We start from the raw sequence: 24,950 nt of genomic DNA, 5'->3' as shown, positions 1-24,950 counted from the left end.
CAGAGAGGAAGCACGATGTCCCGTCTCCGTTCATGGAGAACAGTCGCCGTCGCGGTCCTGTATGGAGCCGCGACGGTGGGAATGGCCGTGGTCGGTGCGCCCGCCGCGCATGCCGCGGCATCGCTGACCGCCAAGTTCGCCGCCTCCGACCGTGGTACCTGGTGGCAGGGCACCTACGAGGTGAAGAACGCCGGTGACTCGGCGGCGACCACCTGGACCCTCGAATTCGACCTCAACTCCGGCCAGTCCATCGGCAACTGGTGGAACGGCACGCCGACCGTCAGCGGCAGCCACGTGACCGTGAAGCCGAGCAGCGCCAACGCCAACGTGCCCGCGGGTGGCAGCACCGGCGGCAACAGCTTCGGCTTCGTCGGCATGGGACCGACCACGCCCCCGGCCAACTGCAAGATCAACGGCAACCCGTGCGAGGGCGGACCGCCGCCGGACACCCCGCCGACCGCGCCGGGCAAGCCCGTCGCGACGCCGACGACCAACAGCGTGGCCCTGACCTGGGCCGCCTCGACCGACGACAAGGGCGTCTCGGGTTACGACGTCTACCAGGGGACCGCCAAGGTCACCTCGGTGACGACCACCTCCGCGACGGTGAACGGCCTCACGCCCGACACCGAGTACACCTTCTCCGTCAAGGCCAAGGACACCGCGGGCCAGGAGTCGCCCTCCTCCCCCTCGACCACCGTACGCACCCTCAAGGACGAGACCCCCGACACCGAGGCGCCGACCACCCCCGGAACGCCGACCGTGACCGCGAGGACGACCACCAGCGTCACGCTGCAGTGGGGCGCCTCGACCGACAACAGGGGTGTCACCGCCTACGAGGTCTACAACGGCAACGCGTCGGCGTCCACAGTGACGGGGACGCCGCCCGCGACGACCACCACGATCAGCGGACTGACCCAGGACACCGAGTACACCTTCAAGGTCCGCGCCAAGGACGGCGCCGGTAACCAGTCCGACTTCTCGGCGACGGTCACCGCCCGCACCGACAAGCCGGACACCGAGCCGCCGACGACCCCCGGCACGCCGACGGCGACCGGCAAGACCAACAACAGCGTGACCCTGACCTGGGGCGCCTCGACCGACAACAAGGGCGTCGTCTCCTACGAGGTCTACAACGGCAACGCCTCGGCAACCGTCGTCACCGGGACCCCGCCCGCCACGACCGCGACCGTCAGCGGACTGACCGAGGACACCGAGTACACCTTCAAGGTCCGCGCCAAGGACGCGGCCGGTAACCAGTCCGGCTTCTCGGCGACGGTCACCGCCCGCACCGACAAGCTGCCCACCGACCAGTCGGCCTGCAGGCCCGACGGCCTCTACCAGTCGCCCGGCGTGACCGGCGTGCCGTACTGCACCGTCTATGACACCAACGGCCGCGAGAAGATGGGCGCCGACCACCCGCGCCGCGTGGTGGGTTACTTCACCAGCTGGCGTACCGGCAAGGACGGCTCCCCCGCCTACCTCGCCAAGGACATCCCCTGGGACAAGATCACCCACATCAACTACGCCTTCGCGCACATCGACGGGCAGGGCAAGGTCTCGGTGGGCTCGCCCATCGCGAACAACCCCTCCATCGGCATGGAGTGGCCGGGCATAGCCGGGGCCGAGATGGACCCGGCCTACTCCTACAAGGGCCACTTCAACCTGCTCAACAAGTTCAAGAAGCAGCACCCCAACGTCAAGACGATCCTGTCCGTCGGTGGCTGGGCCGAGACCGGTGGCTACATCGACGACAACGGCGTACGGCAGGCCAGCGGTGGCTTCTACACGATGGCCAGCTCCCAGGCGAGCATCAACACCTTCGCCGACTCCGCCGTGAAGTTCCTCAAGGACTACGGCTTCGACGGTCTCGACATCGACTACGAGTACGCGACCTCCGCCCCCAACGCCGGTAACCCCGACGACTTCAGCTTCTCCAACCCGCGCAGGGCGACGCTCATGGCGGGCTACGTCAACCTGATGAAGACCCTGCGTCAGAAGCTGGACGCCGCCGCGGCGGCCGACGGCAAGTACTACCTGCTCACCGCGGCGACCACCGCCTCCGGCTGGATCCTGCGCGGCAGCGAGACCTACCAGGTCACCCCCTACCTCGACTACGCCAACATGATGACCTACGACCTGCACGGGGCGTGGAACCACTTCGTCGGCCCGCTGCAGGCTCTCTACGACGACGGCACCGACGCCGAGATGAAGCACTGGAACGTCTACGGCACCTACAGCGGCATCGGTTACATGAACGGCGACTGGGCCTTCCACCACCTGCGCGGCGCCATGCAGGCGGGCCGGATCAACCTGGGCGTCGGCTACTACAGCCGGGGATGGCAACGCGTCACCGGAGGAACCGACGGCCTCTGGGGCACCTCCGCCCTGCCCGACCAGAAGAACTGTCCCGAGGGCACCGGAGGCAAGATCGGCTCCACGGTGCCGTGCGGTGACGGCGCGATCGGCATCGACAACCTCTGGCACGACCTGGACAAGGCGGGCAAGGAGGTCCCGGCGGGCGTCAACCCGGTCTGGCACTTCAAGAACCTGCAGGAGGGCAAGCAGGGCAGCTACATCACCCAGTACGGCCTCACGCCCGACACCGACCCGACCGACCGCATCTCGGGCACCTACGTGCGCAAGTACTCCTCCTCCATGGTCGCCCCCTGGCTGTGGAACAACGACAAGAAGGTCTACCTGTCCACCGAGGACGACCAGTCCATCCAGGCCAAGGCCGACTACGTGGCCAACAAGGGCATGGGCGGCATCATGATCTGGGAGCTGGCGGGCGACTACGCCTACTACCCGGAGCGTGACAGCGGCAAGGGCGAGTACTTCATCGGTGACACCCTCACCACGAAGATCTACAACACCTTCAAGACGGCCGCGCCGTACGGGAACCTGAAGGCCGGCACCAGGACCATGCCGACCGAGACCCTCAACGTCCAGGCCGACCTGTACGGCTTCGCGGTCGGCGACGCCAACTACCCGATCTCCCCCAAGTTCAAGTTCACCAACAACTCGACGACGACGATCCCCGGCGGTGCCACCATCGAGTTCGACTACGGCACCTCGGCCCCGGCGACCATGACCCAGCAGACGGGTTGGACGCTCTCTGTGGTCTCGACCGGACACACGGGACCGAACGTCGGCGGCCTCAAGGGTGACTTCCATCGGATCCGGCTGACGGTTCCGACCTGGGAGAGCATCGCCCCGGGGCAGTCGAAGGAGGTCCAACTCAGATACGACCTGCCGATCGCGACCCCGTCGAACTTCGTCGTGACATTCGGCGGCAAGTCCTACCGAATAGCCACCGACAACCCCCGATGACCTTCCTTCCCTAACCCATTCCGCCCGGCCACGCGGCCGGGCGGAATGTTCCACGCCTGAGCCGATATCCGAACGACGACGCCAGGGGACGCGTTTCCCTCAAGGTGGAGGTCCGCGGTGACGACTGTCGGAAAGACCGTCCGCGCGAGGCCGCGCCCTCTACTTGGACACGTCCCTCCAGGACATCCTGGCGCCCTTCTCCTCCCCCGTTTCTTCCTCCTGGCCGCCCACGCCGTGCCCTGCCTCGGCGAAGCGCCTGTTCACCTTCGACCGATCCTCAGCCTTTGCTCAGCTCAACGTGCCGAATATCCCCAAGCAGAGATGGGGACGGCCCATACTCGGCGACTCCCGCCCCGTCGTGGGAACCGAGCGGACAGACAACGGCCAGGCCCGGGAAGCCCGCAGGCTGAAAGGTCTTCCCCGAAGGGCCAGGACCCCGCCTGAGCTGGTGACGATCCTGCGCCGACACATCGCCCGGTACGGCGCGGCCCCGACGGACGCCTGTTCCGCACCGAGCACGGAGGTGTGCTCCAAGCGTGGGCCTACGCTCGAACTTGGAAGGCTGCGCGCCACCTGGCGCTCACCCCCGCCCAAGTCGAAAGTGAGCTGGCGCGACGGCCATACGACCTGCGGCACGCGGGTGTGTCCCTACGGCTCAACGCCGGAATCCCAGCGACCCAAGTAGCCGAGTGGGCAGGACACAGCGTGGAAGTCCTGCTCAAGATCTACGCCAAGTGCGTGGACGGCCATGACCACGTCTGGCACGGCATGGTCGATCGCGCTCTTGGCGACGAGGCCAGTTAGACACCCAGCGAGGAGACGGCCTTCTCGAACCTCTAGACCTAGAGGGGGTGTCCTCTAGGTCTAGAGGACTGTCTAGAAGCTAGTTGCGTGCTCTACCAGGCATCTAGGCTCTAGGGCGTGTCCCGTGGATCTTTGATGGTGGTTTGGTATAGATCAGTCCGGTGGAAGATCGCCTGAATCGTCATGACCTGACCGATGCCGGGTGGGAACGGCTGTCGCCGCTGTTGCCGGTCAACCCTCGTCAGGGCGGCCGGTGGGCCGATCACCGGATGGTGATCAACGGGGTCTTCTTCCGGGTCCGGACCAACCTCACCTGGCGTGATCTGCCGCCCTGCTATGGAAACCGGAAGACGGTTTACAACCGGCATCGTCGCTGGTCGATGGACGGTACCTGGGAGAAGATCCTGGACGGGCTGCGCGCGGGGTGTGATGAGGCCGAGGGCGCGGACTGGACGGTGAGTGTGGATTCCACCGTGGTGCGTGCCCATCAGCACGCCGCCGGAGCCCGTCATGTGCCCCCGGCCGATTTCCCGCCCAGGGGGACGGCGTAGATCACAGACCGGCCACGGGCCGGGAGGCGCTGGGCCGTTCACGAGGTGGGTTGAGCACCAAGATTCACCTGGTCGCCGACCGGCGCTGCCGTCCGATCGTGGTGATCGTCAGCCCTGGCCAGCACGGCGACAGTCCTTATTTCCGGCGGGTGCTGGAGATTTCCGGCGGGTGCTGGAGCGGGTGCGCATCCGGCGTCGTGGCCTGGGTCGTCCTCGTCGCCGTCCGGCGCGGGTGCTGGCCGACAAGGCCTACTCCTCTCGCGCCAACCGTGCCTACCTGCGCCGACGCGGTATCACGGCGGTCATTCCGATCAAGAGGGATCAGCGGGTCAATCGTCTCAGGCAAGGGCGCAGGGGTGGGCGGCCGCCCGCCTTCGACGTCGAGTGGTACAAGGAGCGCAACACCGCCGAGCGGTGTGTCAACAAGCTGAAGGGCCATCGTGCGGTTGCCCTTCGCACCGATAAGCGTGAACGCATCTACCAGGGCACCGTCGATGTCGCCTCGATCAGGATCTGGCTTCGCGATCCAGTCCCATGATCTAAAGGACAGGACCTAGAGCCCTACCAGTGGAAGTTCCCGAAACACCTCTCTACGACTGGAAACGGGACCCTCTCCTTGCGTCTCAACGCTTTCCGCCTTCGCTGACGCCCCTAGATCGGCACACGTCTCCTCATATACTCGGTGGCACACAGCTAAATCCGTTAAGAGAACCTCTTCGATCATCACAAAATGAACGCACTACGAGCGCACAAGCATGCACTTATGCAACCATAGCCAGATGCAGAGGCATGTGATCCGAGGGGCTATCCGACGGCTCCGTATACAGAAACAGAGACCTATGATTCTAGGAGCCATCCAGTGGGCTCGCAACCAGGCACAGAGACCTGCGGCCCGGGTGGCCATCCAAGTCATCATGACCCTGTTAGCACTTTTTTATTTATTCGTCGTTCCGATATGGGTAGCAAGCAACCCTTCACCCGGATTCAGCGGAATAATCGCGCTATGTTTCGGAATTTTCATGTTCATCCAAGTGTGGATGCTCGTCTCACTATGGGCATTCGAGTCAGTCTGTGGACTGTATTCGATAAACCCACGCCTCCCACGAGCCTTTCGCCTCTTCCTCACGGTCAGCAGAATCGACACCTCCACAAAATCCTCCCCCTCATATTCCGCACTCGCCGGCATATCTTCCTACGCTCTTAGCGTGTATGGATTCTCCGTCATCTACCTCTACTTTTCTCAGCAGCAGCCACAGAATTTTGGCGTCGGGAAACTGGATGTCATCAGCGCCTTCTATTTTGGATGGGCGACGGCTATGACCTATGGCGACCTTGATCCAATCACCCCTCTAGGCAAGGTGCTCGTAATGATGCAATTAGCACTCAACTTCATTTATGCACTCTTCCTTTTGTCGGCCTTTGCAGGCGCCATCCAGACAGCAGGACGTTCCAGTAACAGTTCCTCCAATGACTAGCTCTGCAAGCGACACAGGTCATTGAGGATCGCACCAGCGCCTCATCTGCGTTTTACAACGACCGCCGCATGCCATCGGAACAGGCCTAACCGGCGAACTCGACCTGCGTCCAGCCACCCTTGCACCTCAAACCTGCCTCAGGCCGCAGCGCATGTAGGCTCCAACCCCGTTCCGCAGTGCACACGGCCACCAACCCGCAGCCCGCTCATGCAGTGAGCAACTCCACAGCTCTAGCCCTGCGGTTAAGCCGCCACCAAGATCGGTACGCCCCTGGTACGCGACCAGTGGCACACGGCTGAATCTGGCGGCATAGGGCGGCACACCCCGGAAAGCAAAACGACCTGCGTTGCCGCAGGTCGTTGCTGGGTTCCCCCTGGTGAAGCGTTGGTGTCCCCTGCAAGATTCGAACTTGCGCTCCCGGCTCCGGAGAGGAGTGCAGAACGCTGGCCAGCCATGCTCTTGACCAGCGCGAACGCACAGGTGCTATTGCTCGTCGCCCTACTTGGTCCACAACTGGTCCATAAGAAGGACGGTTCAGGAGTGGGCTGGGTCAGATCACAGTCTCGGCGCGGTTGACGTGTTCAAGCACGTTGATCTCAGCAGGCCATGATCCTGAAGGCATGGGTGACGGGCGCCGTGGACGGCCGTTTTGGTTCCTGCTGCTGCTGGTGGTAGCAGGTGCGGTGACAACGGTGGTGCAGTTGGTTCCCTCGACATGGCCGCCGATGGTGCGATTGGTACTGGCCGTGCTGGGGGCGATCGCGGCGGGTGCCGCGGGGTCGTATGTCAGCGAGTGGCTTACCGCTCGGCGGGCGCTCAAGGCCGCTGAGCATGCCGCGATTGCGGAGGAGGAGGCGCAGCGGGCGGCGTTGGTGGCCACTCGTGAGGTGGCCGCGGCGGGCGAGAGCGTGGCGGGGTTGTTGCGTCCCGAGCGTGGGACGGTCGCGTTTGCCGGGCGTGTGAAAGAGCTGAAGTCTCTGACCGGCTGGTGCAGGGATGAGACGGCGTGTCCGGTGTGGTTGCTGACCGGCCAAGGCGGGGTGGGCAAGACCCGGCTGGCTTTGCATCTGGCCGAGTCGCTGCCTTTCCTGGAGTGGGACTGGCAGCAGGTCCGGCCGGGGCAGGAAGTGTCGGCCATCCGGGCTGCCATCCAGGTGAATCAGCGGGTGCTGCTCCTAGTCGATTACGCCGAGGCTCGCTCTGATCTGGCGGCCATGCTGGCTGAGATGGTCGGCGTGGAGGCGGCTGGAGATGCGGGCGGGCTGCGGGTGTTGCTGGTGGCCCGTCAAGCCGGGGAGTGGTGGACGGAGCTGGGCGCCGAATCGGACGCGGTCCGGGATCTGGTGACGCGCGTCTCGGTGCTGGACCTGGCGCCCGCCTTGGATGCTGATCGCGGTGATCTCCAGGTGATCGAGGAGGCGTTGCCGGCTTTCGCGGCCGCGCGAAGCCGGCCGGTGCCGCGAGTGTCCTTCGCCGTTGATGCGGACGAGCGTTTGCCAGTACTGATGCTGCATGCGGCAGCGCTGGTGGCGGTGCTGGATGAGGAGCAGGGCAGTGCCGGGGGCCGGGCGGCGGCGGATCTGGGGGTGTTGGATCGGCTGCTGGGCCATGAGCGGCGACTGTGGGACAAAACCGCCCGACGCGCCGAGGTGGGGGTGGATTTGGCGGTGTTGCGGCAGGTGGTCGCGGTCGTGGCGCTGCTGCTGGACCCGCAAGACCATGATGAGGAGGCTGTGCGGGCGGTGGTGCGGCGGGTGCCCGACCTCGCGCGAGCCGATGACGTGCGGGTGGGGGCGGTGGTGCGGTGGCTACGGCGCGTATATCCGGGCGGTGGGGAGCGGGTTGAGGCGTTGCGCCCTGATCTGCTGGCCGAGCGGCACGCCACCGATGAGCTGGTAGGGAGTTCACTGCTGCGCCGGGCCTGCCTGACCGATCTGACCGACCGGCAGGCGGTGCAGACGCTGACGGTTCTGGCACGTGCCTGTGCCCATCACGACCGTGCGCCCAAGCTGATCGAGCAGGCGTTACGGCAGGATCTGACCGGCCTGGCCGGTGCCGCGATCGTGGTCGCGGTCCAGACGGGCACCCGTCTAGGTGACCTGTTCGCCCGTGTCCTGGAGGACGCCTCGGTCGATGTGACCGATCTCCAGCGGATCGCCGACATGATCCCTTACCCGACGGTGGCCTTGGCCGTTGCTGATGTGGCAGTGACCCGCCGGGTCCGAAATCTCCTATCGGCTAACGCCGATCCGGCCCAAATAGCCGAATGGAGCGGCAGGCTCTCCGCCGCCTTGGCCCAGCTCGGTCGGCGGGAAGAGGCGTTGGAGGCCGTCACTGAAGCTGTCACCGTTTATCGGTCTCTGGCCAAGGTCCGTCCTGATGCTTTCCTACCTGACCTCGCCGCATCACTGAACAACCGGGCCAGCTGCTTAGCAGACCTGGGGCGGCGGGAAGAGGCACTGACCGCGATCGAAGAAGCCATCCAGATCCGTCGGCCCTTAGCCAAAACCCACCCCGACGCCTTCCTCCCCGACCTCGCCGCATCACTGAACAACCAGTCCAACCACCTGGCAGACCTGGGGCGGCGGGAAGAGGCACTGACCGCGATCGAAGAAGCCACCAACCTCTACCACTCCCTGGCCGAGATCCACCCTGATGCCTTCCTGCCCAACCTCGCCACATCACTGAACAACCAGGCCAGCTGCCTGGCGGGCCTGGGGCGGCGGGAAGAGGCACTGACCGCAGCCGAAGAAGCCACCAACCTCTACCACTCCCTGGCCGAGATCCACCCTGATGCCTTCCTGCCCGACCTCGCCATGTCACTGAGCAACCAGTCCACCCACCTGGCGAACCTGGGAAAACGAGAGGAGGCGCTGACCGCGATCGAAGAAGCCATCCAGATCCGTCGGCCCTTAGCCAAAACCCACCCCGACGCCTTCCTCCCCGACCTCGCCGCATCACTGAACAACCAGTCCAACCACCTGGCGAACCTGGGGCGGCGGGAAGAGGCACTGACCGCGATCGAAGAAGCCATCCAGATCCTCCGAACCCTGGCCAAAACCCACCCCAACACCTTCCTCCCCAACCTCGCCGCATCACTGAACAACCGGGCCAGCTGCTTAGCAGACCTGGGGCGGCGGGAAGAGGCACTAACCGCAGCCGAAGAAGCCACCAACCTCTACTACACCCTGGCCGAGATCCACCCTGATGCCTTCCTGCCCAACCTCGCTGGCTCACTGAGCAACCAGTCCAACCGCCTGGCGAGCCTGGAGCGATGGGAAGAGGCACTGACCGCGATCGAAGAAGCCGTCCAGATCCTCCGAACCCTGGCCAAAACCCACCCCAACACCTTCCTCCCCGACCTGACGAAAAAATTGACATTCATGGGATTGATCTTGCTTCAAAACGGCAACGCTGTCGGAGCGATTCCCCTCATAGAGAGCCTGGCGATCTCCACTGAAAGAGAGCCGGAGGAGCCAATCCCTTTTATTTCTGATCTATTATGCGAGATTTACCGACTCAACCCAGAAGTTGTCATAAATACATGGCGAGAGATCACCGAAATTGACCTGCCGGATTGGCTGACGAATGCCTAGGTAATGAGCGACCCACACAAGTGACGCGCGGAACGATAACGACCGAAGAGCTGCGGCATGGCCAGCCCCTCCCGCCTCCGACGGATCCATTGCCCGCATGACACGATCCAGGGATTATGAGACACCCACGCAGTCACAACGAGACGCACTATCTACCTGCACAAACGCCTCTTCCGTCGAACTAACATTCCAGCTTGGGAAGGCATTGGGAAGAGTCATCTCCACAAGACGCCTGAGCCATCTCCGGCCCATGCTGTCTAAGACTGTGTGTTTGGTGATCAACTATGAGGTTGATCACCAAATCCTTCCTGGAGCGCCTGGTTCCCGATGAACTGTGGGAGCTCTTCCAGCAGGTGATTCCGACGTCACAAATCAGTCAATCCTCCTCGCCGCAAAGGAGCTTGACTGCCCAAACCTGCAGACCACAGCAATGCCTTGCTACAACCAGGTCATCGGCGAAATTCGAAGTATGCAGCTCGGATAGTGTCGGTAACACGTCGCCGCCACGAGCGGTGTGGCCTGCCCCCCAGCGGTTTCATCAGCGCTGACTTAACCGCTGCGCTGTCACGCTGCGCAGCGTCCTCCGATGTGATCAACATCAGCACCGCGCACGCGCGGAGCACGAGCGCAGCAGTGTTCCGGTCGGCGTCGTGCATGAAACCGTGAGCGACGAAATTGCGCACATTGGCCCCATCGGACAGCAAAAGCGTCCGTAGAAAACGCTCCCAATCCGGGTCGAAACCACTATCGACGAGGTGCTCAAGAAAGACACCTAGACCGGGGAATTGCCCGGTGGCATCTCCGACCGCCGCCCGATAGAGCGGCTTGTTGATTTCCAACAGCAGGGCACGGGCTGCCGCTTCGATCTTGGGAGCGGCAAGATGAACACTTGCGGAATACTCACCCACCCAGTACAGCCGCAACGCCTGTGCAAGGGCCTGCGCAAGCGTGGGATGGGCACCATACTGAGAGATGAATGTCTCTAGATCGCCTTGGGCCGGTATACCGAATCGTGCCCTAGTCAGGTCCAGCGCATTCACCAGCAGCATTCCAGAACAGCCCATAGAGTACTGCTCAACCCGGGCTAGTTCATTCCGGTATGCCTCATCGTCACCGGAGATGACCTTCTTAGGAAGGTCGTTGGTGCTATAGAGTGTGACTCTCGCAATACGCGTAAACACTATCTCGTTCACGATCTGCCGTGCCGTCGCCTCGTTGCCGGCATGGTTCCCGCTGGGTGCCTCGGTGAGGAACCACACTTTCAGCGCCTCTGGCCAGTCTTTCGCGTATCGGAAGGGGCGCATAAAGTGATTGACATAAACCGGCGGAATCTGGATATCGGTTTCTATTGTTTTCCATTCGACTGGCGGCGAGGACTGTAGCCGAGCTACCGCTACCTCTTCAAGGTCCGATACTCCCAACCGGCGCGGTCGACGCCGCCTCAGCTAGGTGAAATCGGATAGTCAGCGGCTCAGTGAGCTTATCCGCTTCGGCAAGCAAGGCTGCAATCTCGACCCGGCTGGATGATCGGCACGAACAGGATCGTCTGCCGAACGCCTACGGATCAGCGCCGCTACTTCTGCGATGACCTTGGGTTCAGTGTATGTAGCTAGTGCTCGATCCAACAGGATGTTCGCTTGAGCACTGGTTGGCAACACCTGGCCCTTGCGCCCTGGTGCGGTCAGTGCCTCTAGCAGCGGGACGGCCGCATACGGATCATCGGCGCGTGTCACCACATCTCTGGCCATAACCAGCAAGGCTGCCGCTACTTCTGCTTCTAGAACTGTAGAGCCGACCGAGCGCGCCAATGTCCATGCCCGCAGCAGACCCAAGCTCTGTTCCCTGCGGCAAAGGTCGCCACCAACGGCGGCGAGATAAGCGCGTGCGGCTTTCTCCGCACTGTCGCGATTATTCTTGGCCAAGCGCAAGATGAAGACGATGTCGGCGCACCGCGCTTTTGCTATCGGATGCGATACAACATCTGTCAAGGCGACCCAAAGCGTACGTACCTCATCATCGGCGTCCCGCAACGCGCGCGGAAACAACGATTCCCCATCAAGAGGAATCAATGACGCCCCTGGCTGCGCGAAACCGCTGCTATTGCTCGTTAACACGTAGCTGAAGGTGCTCTGCACCTCCCTCACGGCCGCCGAGTCCAGAGCAGGCGTGAACCTGGCCGCCACTTGCGTCACACGAACGCTGACCTCCAGTAGACGAGCTACGCCGTCACACGCCTGGTCAGCAAGCCGCGCCAACCCAGCGACACTGGCAGGATCATGTCGGTACGCCACAAAACCTGTAGTCGTCTCCGTGGTTTCGGCTCCCATAGCCGCAGCTTAAATCATCGCATCTGCGATGGCCTTCATCGATTTCACGACCGCCACAGCGCCGGCAGCTGCCAGGTAGGTGTCTTTCCCAGGCTTGTTGGCATACCTGATAGTGGATACGCCCGCAGCATCACCAATTTCAACATCGCGCACGGCGTCGCCGATGAAGACCCACTCCGTAGGGACGGAACCAGTGGCGTCCATGGCGTCCAGCAGCAGCCGTGGACTGGGCTTCATCGATGCCGGATCACCGGGACACGGCCGAAAACGCCCGCCACCTGGCCGCTGAGGCCGTGTGCGTTCAGGTAGGCCCGGATGGCGCTACTCGCGTTGTTGCTGACCAGCCAGACGGTTCGACCAGACTCGACGCAGGCTCGGAGAACAGCCTCTTCCCCAGACGTCGGGCGAGCGAGTTGGACGGCTTCCTCTTCCAACCGTGTCAGCGCCGCATCCGCCATCGCCACCAAGTCCGGCTGCTCGATACTGATGCGCCGCAGAAGAGCGAGCGGATCGGTCTCTCGCTCCCAGCTCGCTGATGCCTACTCTCCGTTGGAGAGCAGGGTTGCGCGCAGGCACCGGGCGACCCCCGGTGCGGGAAGGCCGGCTGTTCTGCAATGAGCGGGGAGGGGTTCTGGGAACTTCCACCTACGCGTGGGTGTGGAGAGAGGCGCGCCGCTTCGCACTCACCCCTCAGCAGGTGCTCTCTCCTCTGGCTAGGCGACCCTACGACTTGCGGCATGCGGCACTGTCCACCTGGCTCAACGCAGGGGTGGACGCCACCGAGGCAGCCGCCCGCGCGAGCAACAGCGTGGAAGTGCTCCTCAAGCGCTATGCCAAGTGCCTGGATGGCCACCAAGACCAGAACAACCGCCGCATAGAGGCTGTGCTCACCCTGTGAGACTTGTTCCACGAATGGTCCACAGCTCGTAAGCGTCAATGAGATCGGGCGGGACTCCGTGAGACTGGAGACCCGCCCGTTCTTACGCTGTTCACCTGGTCAGCGGGTAGATCCGCTGACCAGGAGTTGGTGCCCCCTGCAAGATTCGAACTTGCGCTCCCGGCTCCGGAGGCCGGTGCTCTATCCCCTGAGCTAAGGGGGCCAACGAGTGTTTAGGTTACCAGCATCCAGGAGGGAACCGACACTCGAAACCCGAAGCGGTGATCTAGGGGACCGTTAGACGGCGACTTGGGAGGGCGATCATCCATAGGTGAGGTCAGCCAGTGGGGCGGATGGCGCCTCGGTAGCGGGCGCGGTAGTAGGGGGAGGTGGCGAAGATCGTCACCTTGACGACGTCACCGCGCCGTGGAGCGTGAATCATGCGACCGCCACCGGCATAGACACCCACATGAGCGGGGTCTCCCTTACCCCCTCCGAAGAACACCAGGTCTCCGGGACGAAGGCGGGAGAACGGCACCCGGCGCCCCTGCCTGAACTGGCTGCCGGTGTAGTGGGTCAGCCTGACTCCCGCTCTCGCCCAGGCGTGCAGGGCGAGTCCTGAGCAGTCGAAGCCTCCTCGGGTTGGTCCGGCGCTCGAACCGCCACCCCAGACGTACGGCCTGCCGAGTTGGCGTAGGGCCGCGGCCACGGCCATCCGGCCGGGAGACAACGCGACAGCCGCTCTCACCGGGGATAAAGAGTCTGGCCTCCGCAGAAAGGCCAGCGCGACCCTGCCGACTGTCCTGTCATGGCTTACGGCCGTCTCTGCCCCGTGTGCTTCAGAATCTCCGAAGGGACCATGGTCGGTTGGCCCCGGATCCGCTTTCTCGTCGAGCTCACCGGCTCTCCTGGGCTTGTCGTCGTCAGGTCTTCCCACTCCACCGCCTATCTGGTTCTCCTGCGCGTCGCTCTCCCCGGTCCCAGCGGACTCGCGATCCGACTTCTCCTCGGCCGAAGAAGGAGTTGCTCCCGGTGAAGGAGTGACAGGTGGAGGGACGTTCGAGAAGCCTGAGGCTCTTCCGGAGCCTGTTCCTCGTGGAGCAGCATCGGTCGGCAGAATGCTGTGGAGGCCTGTGGAAGCCGGGCGGGCGTCGGTCTCCGTTGCCCTTTCCGGTGCCGTGGCGGCCCCTGGTGAAGCCGTACGGCAGGCGCCCCGAGCCGCCTGGGACGCGTCCTCAGGAAGGTCTGACTCATCGAGAAGACCTGGCGGACCGCCCATGAGGAGCCACCTCGTCCAGCTGTCTGCGGCTTCACGGCAGGGGCGGTTCGCGGACACTCGGGGAGCGACCACAAGTGCCGTCACGAGAACAGTGATGGTGACGAGAGTCGTGATCATGCGTGACCTCCTGGGATCGACGAACGGTCGAGGCCCAGGATCGGAGGAACGGCGGGGTCGCCGGGCGACCGAATCCCGTTCTGTGGATAACTCGAGTTATCCACAGAATCGCGTTCGGCGATCGGCTTCCGCGCGTTCCCCGGTTGAAGATGTTCTCCGACGCCTCCGTACGGCGCAGCGTTCCACACCACCCCGAGGGAGAGCCCCGATGACCGAAGCCCATGACGACAGGCCTAGCCACCTCAGAAGTGAGAAACCTGACGAAAAACGTCTTCCTGGCCGGTCTCCGCCTGCGGGAACCTGTCGCCCATGAACAGCTCTGTGTACACATCCATCGAAAACCGCGCGGGACACCGCTTCGAGGAGTTAGCCTCACGCCCGTGGGCGAGCCTCTGGGAAAAGTGTTGGTGGTGGATGACGACGAGGTCATCCGACAGCTCATCGCGGTCAATCTGACCCTGGAGGGGTTCCAGGTCGAGACCGCCTCCGATGGGCAGGACTGCCTTGATCGGGTGCTGGACGTACGGCCTGACGTCATCACGCTCGACGTCATGATGCCCAGGCTCGATGGATGGATGACCGCGACGAGGCTGCGCGGCGACGAGGAGACCAGCCACATCAAGGTGGTGCTGATCACCGCGCGGGCACAGGAGGACGACAAACGGCGTGGGCTGGGGATCGGTGTCGACGCCTATCTCACCAAGCCGTTCGACCCGTCCGAGCTCATCCAGGTTGTCCGCGATCTGGCTCTGGCCGCGCACAACGGCTGAGTCCGCTCTCCTCTCCCAAGCGACGCGGCCTGTCACGACCTTCGCGGGCAACGTGGCCTGTCACGACCTCCTTCCCGGATGACACAGCACACCCGGATGACACAGCACAGTCGATTCAGAGACCCTCAAGCTGACGCCTGATCACACATCCAAGCGAGACTCCGAAGCCATCAAGACGCCCAGAGCTCCCAAGACCCGGGAGACGGCCTCACATCAAGACACGGACCTCAGAGAAGGCCCCGCTTGCGCGCGAGAGCGGCGGCCTGGGTTCGAGAAGAGACACCGAGTTTGCCAAGAATGTTGGAGACGTGCACGCTGACCGTCTTCTGGGCGATGAACAGGCGTTCCCCGATCTCGCGGTTGGGCAGGCCCTCGGCCACCAGGGCCAGCACCTCCTGTTCGCGACCGGTGAGCAGGCCCTGCTGGGCGGTGACGAACCTGGCACGCTGCCCCAACTCGGCCAGGGCAGCGGCCAGTGGCTTGGCGCCCAGGGAGTCGGCGGTCTCGACGGCGAGCCGCCACTCCTCAAGCGCGGCGGCGCGCTCCCCCGAGACGAGCAGCGCCTCGGACAGCCGCCACCGGGCACGCGCGGTCTCGTAGACGAAGGCGGGGTCGAAGATCTCGACGACTCTGCGCCAGGCCTCGACGTCGAAGCGGCCGTGCGCCCGGTGCCACTCGGCTTCGGCGCGGGCCATCCATCCCTGTCCCTCGATGCCCATCCCTGCCCTGACCACACCACGGGCGCGGGCGAGCAGTTCGTCGGCGCCCTCCGCACGGCCCAGATCGGCCAGCGCCCACAGCGCGACGGCGCTGATGCGGATCGTCCCGAGGTCGGGAGGGTCGATCGCGTCGAGGACGGCGGTGGTGTGCTCAAGGGCGAGTTCGGGATCACCCTGCCAGAGGGCGTGCTCGGCGGCCAGACCACGTGACATGTAAGCGACTAGGGGGTCGGACCAGAATGGCTTGAGCCAGGCGAGGCGCTGCTCGACCTGGGGCGCCCCCACGGCGGTCTCGACGAACAACGCGAAGGAGGACAGAACAGCTTCGGCGACCCTGCCGACCCGGGCACCGAACCCGGCGGCCATCTCCGCGGCGCGGGACCACTCTCCCCCCGAGTAGTGGATGAGCAGCTGCAGGAACCGCAGGTCCGTGCCGTAGGTGCTCCATGACAGTCCGGTGCGTTCGGCCAGCCGTACACCACGTTCGGCTGCCTCGGTCGCGCCTGCCATGAATCCGCGTTCGTACCGTATGCGGGCCTGGTGGAACAGGGCGCGCAGGTCCATGGCCAGGTCGCCGGAGTCTCGCAGGGCGACGGAGTCGAACAGCTTCTCGGCCAGCGCGGTGTCGCCCTCGTACTCGGCGCAGGTGGCGAGCACGAGGATCGCCCCCTTCTCGGCGTCGGTGGTCCCGGTGGCCCTGGCCACCCCGAGCGCGCGTTCGGCCAGTTCCTTGGCCCCGGCGTCCTCGGCGGATCGCGGTGGCCAGGTGAATGTGCGGGAGAGTGTGGCGAGTGCCCTGGCCAGGGCGGGGCTGTCCGGAGGGGCGGCCTCGACGGCCGCCGTGGCGGCGGTGATCGCGCCCTGGAGATCGTCGGAGTCGTAGAGGTAGTAGGCGAGCCGCTCACAGACCTCCGACGTGGGAGGGAGCGAACGCAGCAGGGCGATGGCCCGGTGGTTGTCGCCCATGTCGGCCGCCACGGCGGCGGTGCGCGCCGTGAGCCGTACGCGGTCGATCCCGGCGCGCTGTTCGGCGTCCGGGACGCGTTCCCACAGCTCTAGTGCCTGGTCGAAGTGGCGGTGGGCTTCCGCGGGGGCACCGAGGCTCTCGGCCTTGCGCCCTGCCTCGACCGACGCGGACAGGCCCTCCGCGAGGTCGTGGCCCGCGAGATAGTGGTAGGCGAGCTCGGCCGCCGCACCCCGACGGGCGGTGAGCAGGCGGGCGAACTCGGAGTGCAGTCTGACCCGTTCACCGGGCAGCAGGTCGGTGTAGACCGCCTCCTGGAGGAGGGCGTGCCGGAAGGCGTAGCCGTACTCGCCGTCGAGACGGAGCAGCCCGCGCGAGACGATCTCTCGCATGGCCTCGTCGAAGGCCAGGTCGGGGAGGCCGGAAACCTCCTGGAGCAGGTCGTGGTCGACCCGTCTGCCCGCTACGGCGGCACCGCGCAGCACCCGCTGGGCCTCGTCGGAGAGCACCTCGGCCCTGGACAGCAACAGGCCCGCGAGGTCATCGGTCATCGAGGAGCCCTCGGTCACGGCTTCGAGCAGTTCGGCGCCGTAGAAGGGGTTGCCCTCCGCGCGTTCGGCGACCTCGTCGATGACCTGGACGTCGGTGCCGCCGAGGGCGGTGAGATAGTCGGCCATCTCGGCCCGGTCGAGCGGGGTCAGTTCGATGGAGGTCACCGAGGGAAGGAGCCTGAGCTCGGCGAGGAGCCGACGTAGCGGGTGACGCCTGTGCAGGTCGTCGGTGCGGTAGGTGCCGACCAGCAGGACCTGCTCGGTCTGCAGCATCCGGCTGAGGAAGACCAGCAGGTCACGGGTCGAACGGTCAGCCCAGTGCAGGTCTTCGAGCACCAACAGCACGGGCCGTACGGCCAGGAAGCCGAGCATCGACCCGAACAGCCGCTGCTGGGTGAGGCCGGAGGCGCTCTCGGTGCCGGGGTCGGTGCCTCCTGGCAGCAGCCTGCCAAGGACGGGACGGGCGTCGATCTCCGCGCGCAGCTCGGCGGGAGCACCGCGTAGGGCGTCGGCCAGTGGGAGGTACGGCAGCGCGTCACCCAGCTCCGCACACTGTCCGACGAGTATGGCGAAGCCATCCCGTCTGGCCTGCTCGACCAGCTCCGTGACGAGACGGGTTTTGCCGATGCCCGCGTCGCCACCGACCAGGGCGACCCCCGACAATCCCTCGGAGGCCGTGTGGAGCAGCGCGACAAGTCTGTCGAACTCGGCCGACCGTCCGATCAGGACTCCGCTCGAAGCAGTGCCCGGAACACCGTTCAAAGCACTCCCCGTCGCTCGCTGTCCTACCCGGTGAGTATGCCACCGTACGTCGGTAACCAGGCGATTGGTAGGTGAAAGTCACTGTTCGAGGGCCTTGCTCCATGAGCGCAAGATGCTCCTAAGGTTGAGACATGGTCTCGATGTCCACGTTCCTGGTATTCGTGGTCGCGTCCTCGGCGCTCGTCCTGATCCCGGGGCCGAATCACCTGTACATCGCCGCCCGGAGCATCGCCCAGGGCAGGTCCGGCGGGGTCGCGAGTGTGTTCGGCATCGGGATGGGAACGCTGGTGCACATCGCCGCCGCGGCGGCGGGCCTGTCCTACGTGATCGCCAGGTCCGCCACGCTCTTCAACGTGATCAAGTGGGCCGGTGTCGCCTACCTGGCCTATCTGGGGTTCAGGGCACTGTTCCGCAGGCACGAGGAGACCTCCTTCGAGGCCCGGCCTCAGCCGCTTCGCGCGATCTTCCTGGAGGGCATGGTGGTCAACCTGCTCAACCCCAAGGTAATCCTGTTCTTCCTGGCCTTCCTGCCGCAGTTCGTGCACCCCGAGGCGGGGTCGGTCCCGCTGCAGATCGTGGTCCTGGGCATCACCCTCCTGCTCCTCGGCATGGTCTCGGACATGGTCTACGCGGTGGGGGCGGGGATGCTCGGCGCCAGGCTACGCGGCCGTTCGAACGCGATCGGCCGCCTCAGTGGAGTGATCTACCTGGGCCTCGGGGTCGCGACGGCACTCGCCGGACGCTCCACCTGAAAACAAGAGCACAGGTCGTCGATGAGGCGGGCCAGGGGGCCAGGGGCCGCCAGCACGCCCAGGTGACCGCGTCCGGGGATCAGGATGAGTCTGCCGTCCCGGCAGGCACGTAGGAAGGCGCGTTCGTCAGCCCTGAACGGGTCGCGGGTGCCGTTCACCAGCCATACCCGGCCTGGGTAGGCGGCCAGCGCGGCGAGTTGGTCGTGTTCGGCGACGGCGTCGACCACCTGGGGCATCGCCTCGCACCACAGCCCTCCGGCGACGATCGCGGCTCCCGTGGGGCCGGGCAGGAGGTGGCGGAAGCCGTACTCGCTGATCCGGTTGGCGCGGGAGGGGTTTCTCGCGGCGAGTCGGGCGACGAACCGGTAGACGCCGAGCATCGCCTGGCTGCTGGAGGTGCAGCCCATGGCGACCAGGCCGGCGACCTTGCCGGGAAAGCGTTCCGCAGTCGCGATGCCGACGTAGCCGCCCAGCGACAGGCCCACCACGACGGCGCTGCCGCCGAGGGAGTCGATCGCCTCGGCCACCGCGGAGGTGGCGGCGTCCATGGAGAACGGCTCTCCCGCCCGGGTGCCGTGGCCCGGGAGATCGATGGCCTTCGCGGGGCGGTCAAGGTGGGCGATGACGGGGTCCCACATGGTCGCGCTGACCCGGATGCCGTGGATGAAAACGATGGGTTGCATGGGACACCTCCGGATATGTCATGACGAATCAACCTCATTGAAACACAACGCACCGTTGCGTTGCTATAGTCGGCGCATGGCACCGCGCAAGGAGCAGCAGATCTTCCAGGCGACGCTCGAACTGCTCACCGTGAGGGGATACGAGGGGCTGACCATCGAGGGGGTGGCCGAGCGGTCCGGGGTCAACAAGACCACGATCTATCGCTGGTGGCCTTCGAAGGCGGCGCTGCTCGCCGCCGCGCTGATCCAAGCCGACCTGCTGCTGTTCGACCCTCCGGACACCGGCACCCTCAGGGGGGATTTGGAGGAGCTGGTGCGGGGAATGGCCGCGCTGCTGACCGCCTCCCCCACCTCGGACGTCGCGGTGGCGACGCTGGGCGCGGCCGTACATCATCCTGAGCTCGCCACGGCGGTCCGGCGGTTCTTCACCGACCGGTTCGCCAGGGAGGAGGCGGTCTTCGCCCGTGCCCGGCGACGCGGTGAGCTGCCGGAGACGGCCGACCCGCTGCTGATCGTGGACCTGCTCGGGGGCGCGGTGTGGATCCGGGCGATCTTCCGGGGCCTTCCGCTTGACGACGACTTCGCCGCCCACGCGGTGTCCGCCGTCCTCGACGGAGTCACCGGGAAACGCTAGAGGCCGAGTTCCCTGGCGATGCCGTCCAGCATCCAGCGCAGGCCACGTTCGAAGTCCTCGTCCGCGTCGGAAGGGCCGGAGGTGATCTCGCCCAGCAGTGGCGCGAGGTTGGGGAACTCGCCGCTTTCGAGAAGTTCGCGTAGATACGGCCGCATGAGGGCCTCGCGCTCCTGCGGTGTCCAGGTGTATCCGCTACGCCCCTCCCCCCGCAGCGTCTCCCTGATCACGAACCCCAGCGCGTAGTCGTCGACCGCCGCGATGATCCGCCACTTCCACTCGGGCGCGATCGGCAGTCCGGAGAGCGCGGCCAGCGACTGCTCGCCGTGCCGCAGGCCGTTCGGACCGACCTGGGGGTGGCTGGCGACGAGATCGACCAGCCAGGGATGACGCCGGATTCCGTCCCGCGTGTGCCGTACGACGGCCGAAATCGCCGCGCGCCAGTCGGCGGGCAGTTCCTCCCTGACCAGGATCTCCGCGTTGACCTTGTCGGCCATGAGGTCGAGCAGGTCCTCCTTGCGTTCGATGTGGGTGAATCGCCCGCGCCCCGAGCTCGGCGGCGATCCTGCGGATGGAGACGGCCTCGATCCCCTCGGCGTCGACGATCCCGATCGCGGCCCGCACGATCGCCTCGCGGGTCAGTTTCGGACGACGCCCGGCCGTCTCACGTGCCCAGACCGGTCCCTGTGCCTGCTCGGATCATTCGGCGAATGTACGGCTTAGCGCATTCCCGACACAGCGCATGAAATGACGACCCCCACCCTCCGCGCCATCTGCGTCGCCGTGGTCCTGGGCACGACCATCGTCAACGTCGCGATCGACGTTCTCGGCCGTAACCTGGGCGTTCCGCTCAGCACCGTCCAGTGGACGATCACCGGCTACACGCTCGCGCTGTCCATGACGGTCCCGGTGGCCGGATGGGCCATCGGGCGTTTTGGTGCCAAAACCGCCTGGATCACCTCGCTCATATTCTCTGGGGCCGGGTCGATCCTGTGCGGGGTACCCTGATCGCCTTCCGCGTGCTTCAGGGGATCGGTGGCGGGCTGCTCATGCCGATCGCGCAGACCCTGCTCGCCCGCGCGGCCGGTCCCGAGCGGCTGGGACGGGTGATGGCCGTGATCTCGATCCCGTCGATGCTCGCCCCGGCGCTCGGGCCGCTGCTCGGCGGAGTGCTCGTGGACCACCTGAGCTGGCGGTGGATGTTCTACGTCAACGTCCCGGTGTGCGTGGTAGCCCTGCTGCTGGCCGTACGGCTGCTGCCCGGTGGGCAGGAGCGCGGCGCCGGGCGACTGGACCTGCTCGGCCTGGCGCTGCTGTCCCCCGGGCTGGCCGCGCTGGTCTACGGGCTGTCGCGGCTCGGTGAGGCGGCGGGCGGCACCCAGGCGGTCCTGGGACTCGGCCTCGGCGCCGTGCTCGTCGTGGCCTTCGTCGCGCACTCACTGCGCCGAGGCGCCGACGCCCTGATCGACGTCGACCTCCGTGGCGGCACTGTTCTGCTACTCCGTCGGAGTCTTCGGGGTGCTGCTGCTGCTGTATTCCCAGAGTGTCCCGGGGACGAACGTGCTGGCCGCCCCGATGGGTGTTGGCGCGATCGTCACCATGCCGCTGGCCGGACGGCTCACCGACCGGATTGGCGCCCGGCTGCCCGGGGTCGCGGGCATCGTGACCGTGCTTGCAGAAGCCCCCGCCCGCGTCGTGATCGGACTCGGGCAAGGCCTCGTCACCCCGTCGATCATGGCCTCGGCCTACCGCACCCTGCCCGGGGCCGCCGTACCGGGGGCCGCGACCGCCTCGCAGATCGTGATCAGGGTGGGGAGCGCGCTCGGCGCCGCCGTGATCGCGGTCGTCCTGCAGTCGCTGTCCCGTTCGTACGGCACCGCCGCGTTCTCCGCCGGCTTCACCTGGACCTGGTGCCCGCTCTGATGATCCCTCGTCACCGGCCTGTGCCGTGACGGTGCCGGTCAGCCGGACAGCGCGCCGGGGATGCGGTCGAGGATGGGGTACGGCATGAGCCCGTAGGCGTAGAAGTCGACAGCATCCGCCCCGGCCGCCCTGGCGGCCCTGACCTTGGCGGCAAGCCGTTCCGCCGAGTCGGTGTCGGGCATGCCGGGCCGGAGCACCGCCCGCAGTTCCTTGCCCGTGGAACGACGGTAGGCGACCACGTCGTCGGCGACACGCTCGGCGTCGCGGGCGTAGACGAGCACCCCGAGCGAGGGGACCAGGTCGCCCAGGGCCACCAGGTCGACGCCGAGCTGCCAGGAGTCGTGCGCGGACAGCCCGGAAGGGGGCAGACCGTCCATGTAGCCCTTCGCCGCGCCGGTCGCGTCGAGGAAGACGAGCTTGCTGCCCTCCGCGGTGACCGCGGCGGAGACCTCGGAGACCAGCGAGGTCACCACCTCGGAACGGGCCCGCGCGTAGGAGACAACCTCGGGCCCGGCGTAGGCGGTCAGCGCGGCCCTGGTCACCTCGCCCTGCGCGGGCGGGTCGCCGTCGAGGACGCCGCCCACGATCCTGGCGCACTCCTCCCTGGCGACCTCCGCGTTGACACCGAGGTCGGCGGCGCGGCGGATGCAGAAGTCGCAGAAGCACAGGCCGAACAGGAAAACGTCCATCGGCCCGAGCTGCACGAAGCAGCGCTCGTTCTGGTAGCCGCAGCCGAAGGTGCCGAAGTGCAGCGCCTCGGCGACCACGCTGTCCACCCCCTGCCTGGCCACGGCCCTGCCGAGCGCGACCGCGTAGCGGCGGACGTCGGGATTGGACGGGCACAGCTCGGCGGGCGAACCCCGGTCACCGAAGCAGTTGCGCACGGTGACGTCGGGGTTGGCCATGCCGAGCGTGGTGCTCTCCAGGAAGACCGTCCAGCCGTGCAGTTTCAGGCCCCGCTCGGCAGTGGCCAGACGCAGTGCGGCCAGCGGCTCCTCCTCGGCGCCCGCCTGCACCGGAGGGACGAGGCGGAGCCCGTCGAACAGGTCCTCCGGCGGTGGGAAGTGGACGCCGTCGCCACGCACCGTCACCCGGGGGCGGCTGTGCGGGGTGACGTCGCGGGCGCGGCGGTAGGCGGCGGCGACGGTCAGGCCCGCCACGCCGTACCCGGTGATCCGGTCGAGGACCGCCTCAAGGCCCTCACCCCGCACGTCCTCGACGTAGACGTATAGCGAGCTGTCCAAACCGCCGCCTTCCCACGCAGTCGGTCAGACTCTAACGCGCCTTGTAGGCGACGAAGTCGATCTCAACGAGGATGTCCATCAAGTCGGAGCCGACGGTCGTGCGAACCGGGTAGGGCTGGGTGAAATACGACTTGTAGACCTCGTTGTAGGCGGCGAAATCCCGCTTGAGGTGCTGAAGGTGGACGGTCGCCTTGACCACATCGTCGAACCCGAGGCCGTGGGCCGCCAGGATCGCGCCGAGGTTGCGCATCGTCTGGTGGGTCTGCTCGGCCACGTCGGTGCCGACGACCTCACCGGTCTTGGGGTCGAGCGGGCCCGCGCCCGAGGTGTAGACGAAGTCACCGACCACGAGACCCTGCGAGTACGCCCCGACCGGCGCGGCGCCCTCGTCCGTCCGCAGTTCCTGCTTGCCACTCATGTCAAAACTCCTTCGGAGACTTTTACGACAAAAGACAGAACGTCAGAAATAGGTCGTGATCAGATCGACGACCGTGTGATCGTCGTCAACGACCGGGATGACCCGCCACTTGTCGAAGGCGGTGCACGGATGGGAGATACCGAAGGAGACCAGGTCCCCCGGCCTCACCTCGGAGCCCGGCGCGAGCCGCAGGAGCGCGTGCTGGTCCTGGACCTTGAGCACGGTCGCGCCCTCGACGGCTCCCTTCGGCACCGGCAACCCCTCGTCGAAGGGGGCGTCCCGCTTGCCGAAGCCAACCACGGCCAACCCGGGCTCGGGCACGCTCAGCACGTGCGCCCACACCTCAAGCGCCGCCCGCAGCTCTCCCTCGATCCGGTTGTACGGCGTGCGCTCCCGGTAGTAGCCGTCGTCGTGGGAGACGTAGGCGCCGCTGCGCAGCACGACCCTGGCCTGGCAGGTGGCCAGTTCCCTGCCGATCACGTCGAACCACTGGCTGCCGCCGACCGACAGGATCGGGTCGCGCACCCGCAGGTGCTCCAGCGCCTCGACCAGCCTGCCGAGGTAGGCGCGCACCTCCTGCGCGCTCCCCAGCCCGCCTTCGTAGCCCGCGACGCCCACCAACTCGACGCCGGACGCCCTCTGGGCCGCCTCTGCGACCTCAAGAAGCTCCGAGAGCGTACGGCTGCCCGCCCTGCCGCCCGCGTGTCCCAGCTCGACCAGCACCTGGAACGGCCTGCCGCCCGCGTGCTTGGACAGCGTCTCGACACCGGCGACGGAGTCGGCGAAGCAGAGGAACTCGAACGACGGGTCCTGGTCCAGCTGGGCGGCGATGGCGTCGAGGCCCGCGGGGTCGAAGACCTGGTTGGCGATGAGGATGCGTGACACGCCGAACTCGCGCAGGGTCAGCGCCTGGCTGGGAGTCGCGACCGTCAGCCCCCAGGCGCCCGCCTCGATCTGGGCCCTGACCAGCTCCGGCGACATGGTCGTCTTGGCGTGCGGGGCGAGGAGCAACCCGTGGTCGGCGGCGAATCCCGCGAGCGTGGCGATGTTGTGCTCGATCGCGTCGCGGTTGGCCACCATCACGGGGAAGCTGAAGGCCCCCCCGAACAGTGAGGACCCGACTGCCCGGCCGGGATCGACGATCCCCTTCACGTGCTACCCCCTTCGCTTCCCTTGC

Annotated in this window: 18 protein-coding genes, 1 tRNA gene and 2 pseudogenes; 10 read left to right on the top strand and 11 right to left on the bottom strand. The window is 66.1% G+C overall.

The features are described 5' to 3' along the window. Positions 1–81 precede the first annotated feature (81 nt). From FHS44_RS07475 to FHS44_RS07460, 4 genes and pseudogenes are all read left to right on the top strand, one after another. Positions 82–3,330, top strand: a complete 3,249-nt coding sequence (locus FHS44_RS07475) for a chitinase C-terminal domain-containing protein (RefSeq protein ID WP_246435339.1) — start codon at positions 82–84, stop codon at positions 3,328–3,330. Positions 3,331–4,307: 977 nt separating this feature from the next. Further along, positions 4,308–5,223, top strand: a pseudogene (locus FHS44_RS42695) (IS5 family transposase). A 667-nt stretch (positions 5,224–5,890) separates the two neighbouring features. Beyond that, positions 5,891–6,160 carry an ion channel gene (locus FHS44_RS07465; protein ID WP_184713101.1) on the top strand — a complete coding sequence of 90 codons (270 nt, stop codon included), beginning with the start codon at positions 5,891–5,893 and terminating at the stop codon, positions 6,158–6,160. Positions 6,161–6,780: 620 nt separating this feature from the next. Continuing rightward, the gene (locus FHS44_RS07460; protein ID WP_184713100.1) at positions 6,781–9,756 is read left to right on the top strand and encodes a tetratricopeptide repeat protein; all 2,976 of its coding nucleotides are present in this window, start codon (positions 6,781–6,783) and stop codon (positions 9,754–9,756) included. Positions 9,757–10,205: 449 nt separating this feature from the next. Here FHS44_RS07460 and FHS44_RS40080 read toward each other — a convergent pair whose 3' ends face one another. The 3 genes from FHS44_RS40080 to FHS44_RS40075 all read right to left on the bottom strand — a co-directional run bounded on the left by FHS44_RS40080 (position 10,206) and on the right by FHS44_RS40075 (position 12,320). Next, the gene (locus FHS44_RS40080; protein WP_221460366.1) at positions 10,206–11,015 is read right to left on the bottom strand and encodes a hypothetical protein; all 810 of its coding nucleotides are present in this window, start codon (positions 11,013–11,015) and stop codon (positions 10,206–10,208) included. Between the two features lie 204 nt (positions 11,016–11,219). Then, complete coding sequence (locus tag FHS44_RS07450; protein WP_184713099.1) at positions 11,220–11,891, bottom strand: DUF7380 domain-containing protein; 672 nt, start codon at positions 11,889–11,891, stop codon at positions 11,220–11,222. 201 nt (positions 11,892–12,092) lie between these two features. Next, a complete protein-coding gene (locus tag FHS44_RS40075; protein WP_221460365.1) occupies positions 12,093–12,320 on the bottom strand; it encodes an HAD family hydrolase in 228 nt (75 codons plus the stop codon). 532 nt (positions 12,321–12,852) lie between these two features. Here FHS44_RS40075 and FHS44_RS41665 point away from each other — a divergent pair. Next, the gene (locus tag FHS44_RS41665) at positions 12,853–12,981 is read left to right on the top strand and encodes a hypothetical protein (protein WP_281401268.1); all 129 of its coding nucleotides are present in this window, start codon (positions 12,853–12,855) and stop codon (positions 12,979–12,981) included. Positions 12,982–13,108: 127 nt separating this feature from the next. Here FHS44_RS41665 and FHS44_RS07440 read toward each other — a convergent pair. Together FHS44_RS07440 and FHS44_RS40760 are read right to left on the bottom strand one after the other, a co-directional pair. Next, positions 13,109–13,183: transfer RNA gene (locus tag FHS44_RS07440), tRNA-Arg, on the bottom strand. 114 nt (positions 13,184–13,297) lie between these two features. Further along, positions 13,298–13,708 (bottom strand): C40 family peptidase, encoded by a 411-nt coding sequence (locus tag FHS44_RS40760; protein WP_312863554.1) that lies wholly within the window; start codon positions 13,706–13,708, stop codon positions 13,298–13,300. A 1,049-nt stretch (positions 13,709–14,757) separates the two neighbouring features. Here FHS44_RS40760 and FHS44_RS07430 point away from each other — a divergent pair. Continuing rightward, positions 14,758–15,126, top strand: coding sequence for a response regulator transcription factor (locus FHS44_RS07430; protein WP_184713476.1), 369 nt, complete (start codon positions 14,758–14,760; stop codon positions 15,124–15,126). A gap of 227 nt (positions 15,127–15,353) precedes the next feature. On the opposite strand, the gene FHS44_RS07425 is transcribed toward FHS44_RS07430, so the two are convergent. Next, positions 15,354–18,122 (bottom strand): helix-turn-helix transcriptional regulator, encoded by a 2,769-nt coding sequence (locus tag FHS44_RS07425; protein WP_184713097.1) that lies wholly within the window; start codon positions 18,120–18,122, stop codon positions 15,354–15,356. A 131-nt stretch (positions 18,123–18,253) separates the two neighbouring features. On the opposite strand from FHS44_RS07425, the gene FHS44_RS07420 reads away from it, so the two are divergent. Further along, positions 18,254–18,874: a LysE family translocator gene (locus tag FHS44_RS07420; protein ID WP_184713096.1), complete on the top strand. Its 621-nt coding sequence runs from the start codon at positions 18,254–18,256 to the stop codon at positions 18,872–18,874. Here FHS44_RS07420 and FHS44_RS07415 read toward each other — a convergent pair. Beyond that, positions 18,826–19,557: an alpha/beta fold hydrolase gene (locus FHS44_RS07415; RefSeq protein WP_184713095.1), complete on the bottom strand. Its 732-nt coding sequence runs from the start codon at positions 19,555–19,557 to the stop codon at positions 18,826–18,828. The genes FHS44_RS07420 and FHS44_RS07415 overlap by 49 nt on opposite strands. A gap of 76 nt (positions 19,558–19,633) precedes the next feature. Between FHS44_RS07415 and FHS44_RS07410 the strand changes: the two genes are divergently transcribed. Further along, on the top strand, positions 19,634–20,191 hold the full coding sequence (locus tag FHS44_RS07410) for a TetR/AcrR family transcriptional regulator (protein WP_184713094.1): 558 nt from the start codon (positions 19,634–19,636) through the stop codon (positions 20,189–20,191). On the opposite strand, the gene FHS44_RS07405 is transcribed toward FHS44_RS07410, so the two are convergent. Next, the gene (locus FHS44_RS07405) at positions 20,188–20,685 is read right to left on the bottom strand and encodes a TetR/AcrR family transcriptional regulator C-terminal domain-containing protein (protein WP_184713093.1); all 498 of its coding nucleotides are present in this window, start codon (positions 20,683–20,685) and stop codon (positions 20,188–20,190) included. The genes FHS44_RS07410 and FHS44_RS07405 overlap by 4 nt on opposite strands. Before the next feature lie 250 nt (positions 20,686–20,935). Between FHS44_RS07405 and FHS44_RS42690 the strand changes: the two are divergent. Beyond that, positions 20,936–21,393 (top strand): annotated as a pseudogene (locus FHS44_RS42690) (MFS transporter); the annotation flags it as partial. 274 nt (positions 21,394–21,667) lie between these two features. Continuing rightward, positions 21,668–22,111 (top strand): MFS transporter, encoded by a 444-nt coding sequence (locus FHS44_RS40755; RefSeq protein WP_246435107.1) that lies wholly within the window; start codon positions 21,668–21,670, stop codon positions 22,109–22,111. Between the two features lie 38 nt (positions 22,112–22,149). Here FHS44_RS40755 and FHS44_RS07390 read toward each other — a convergent pair whose 3' ends face one another. From FHS44_RS07390 to FHS44_RS07380, 3 genes are read right to left on the bottom strand one after another with little or no spacing between them, the layout of a single operon-like run. After that, on the bottom strand, positions 22,150–23,355 hold the full coding sequence (locus FHS44_RS07390; protein ID WP_184713090.1) for a hypothetical protein: 1,206 nt from the start codon (positions 23,353–23,355) through the stop codon (positions 22,150–22,152). 31 nt (positions 23,356–23,386) lie between these two features. Beyond that, the gene (locus FHS44_RS07385; RefSeq protein ID WP_184713089.1) at positions 23,387–23,773 is read right to left on the bottom strand and encodes a Rid family detoxifying hydrolase; all 387 of its coding nucleotides are present in this window, start codon (positions 23,771–23,773) and stop codon (positions 23,387–23,389) included. 42 nt (positions 23,774–23,815) lie between these two features. Next, positions 23,816–24,925 carry an alanine racemase gene (locus FHS44_RS07380; RefSeq protein WP_184713088.1) on the bottom strand — a complete coding sequence of 370 codons (1,110 nt, stop codon included), beginning with the start codon at positions 24,923–24,925 and terminating at the stop codon, positions 23,816–23,818. Positions 24,926–24,950: the final 25 nt, after the last annotated feature.

It is taken from the genome of Streptosporangium saharense, assembly GCF_014203715.1.
GTDB lineage: Bacteria > Actinomycetota > Actinomycetes > Streptosporangiales > Streptosporangiaceae > Streptosporangium > Streptosporangium saharense.
Note: the sequence above shows the minus strand (reverse complement) of the source record. Positions and strands in the feature narration are given on the sequence as shown.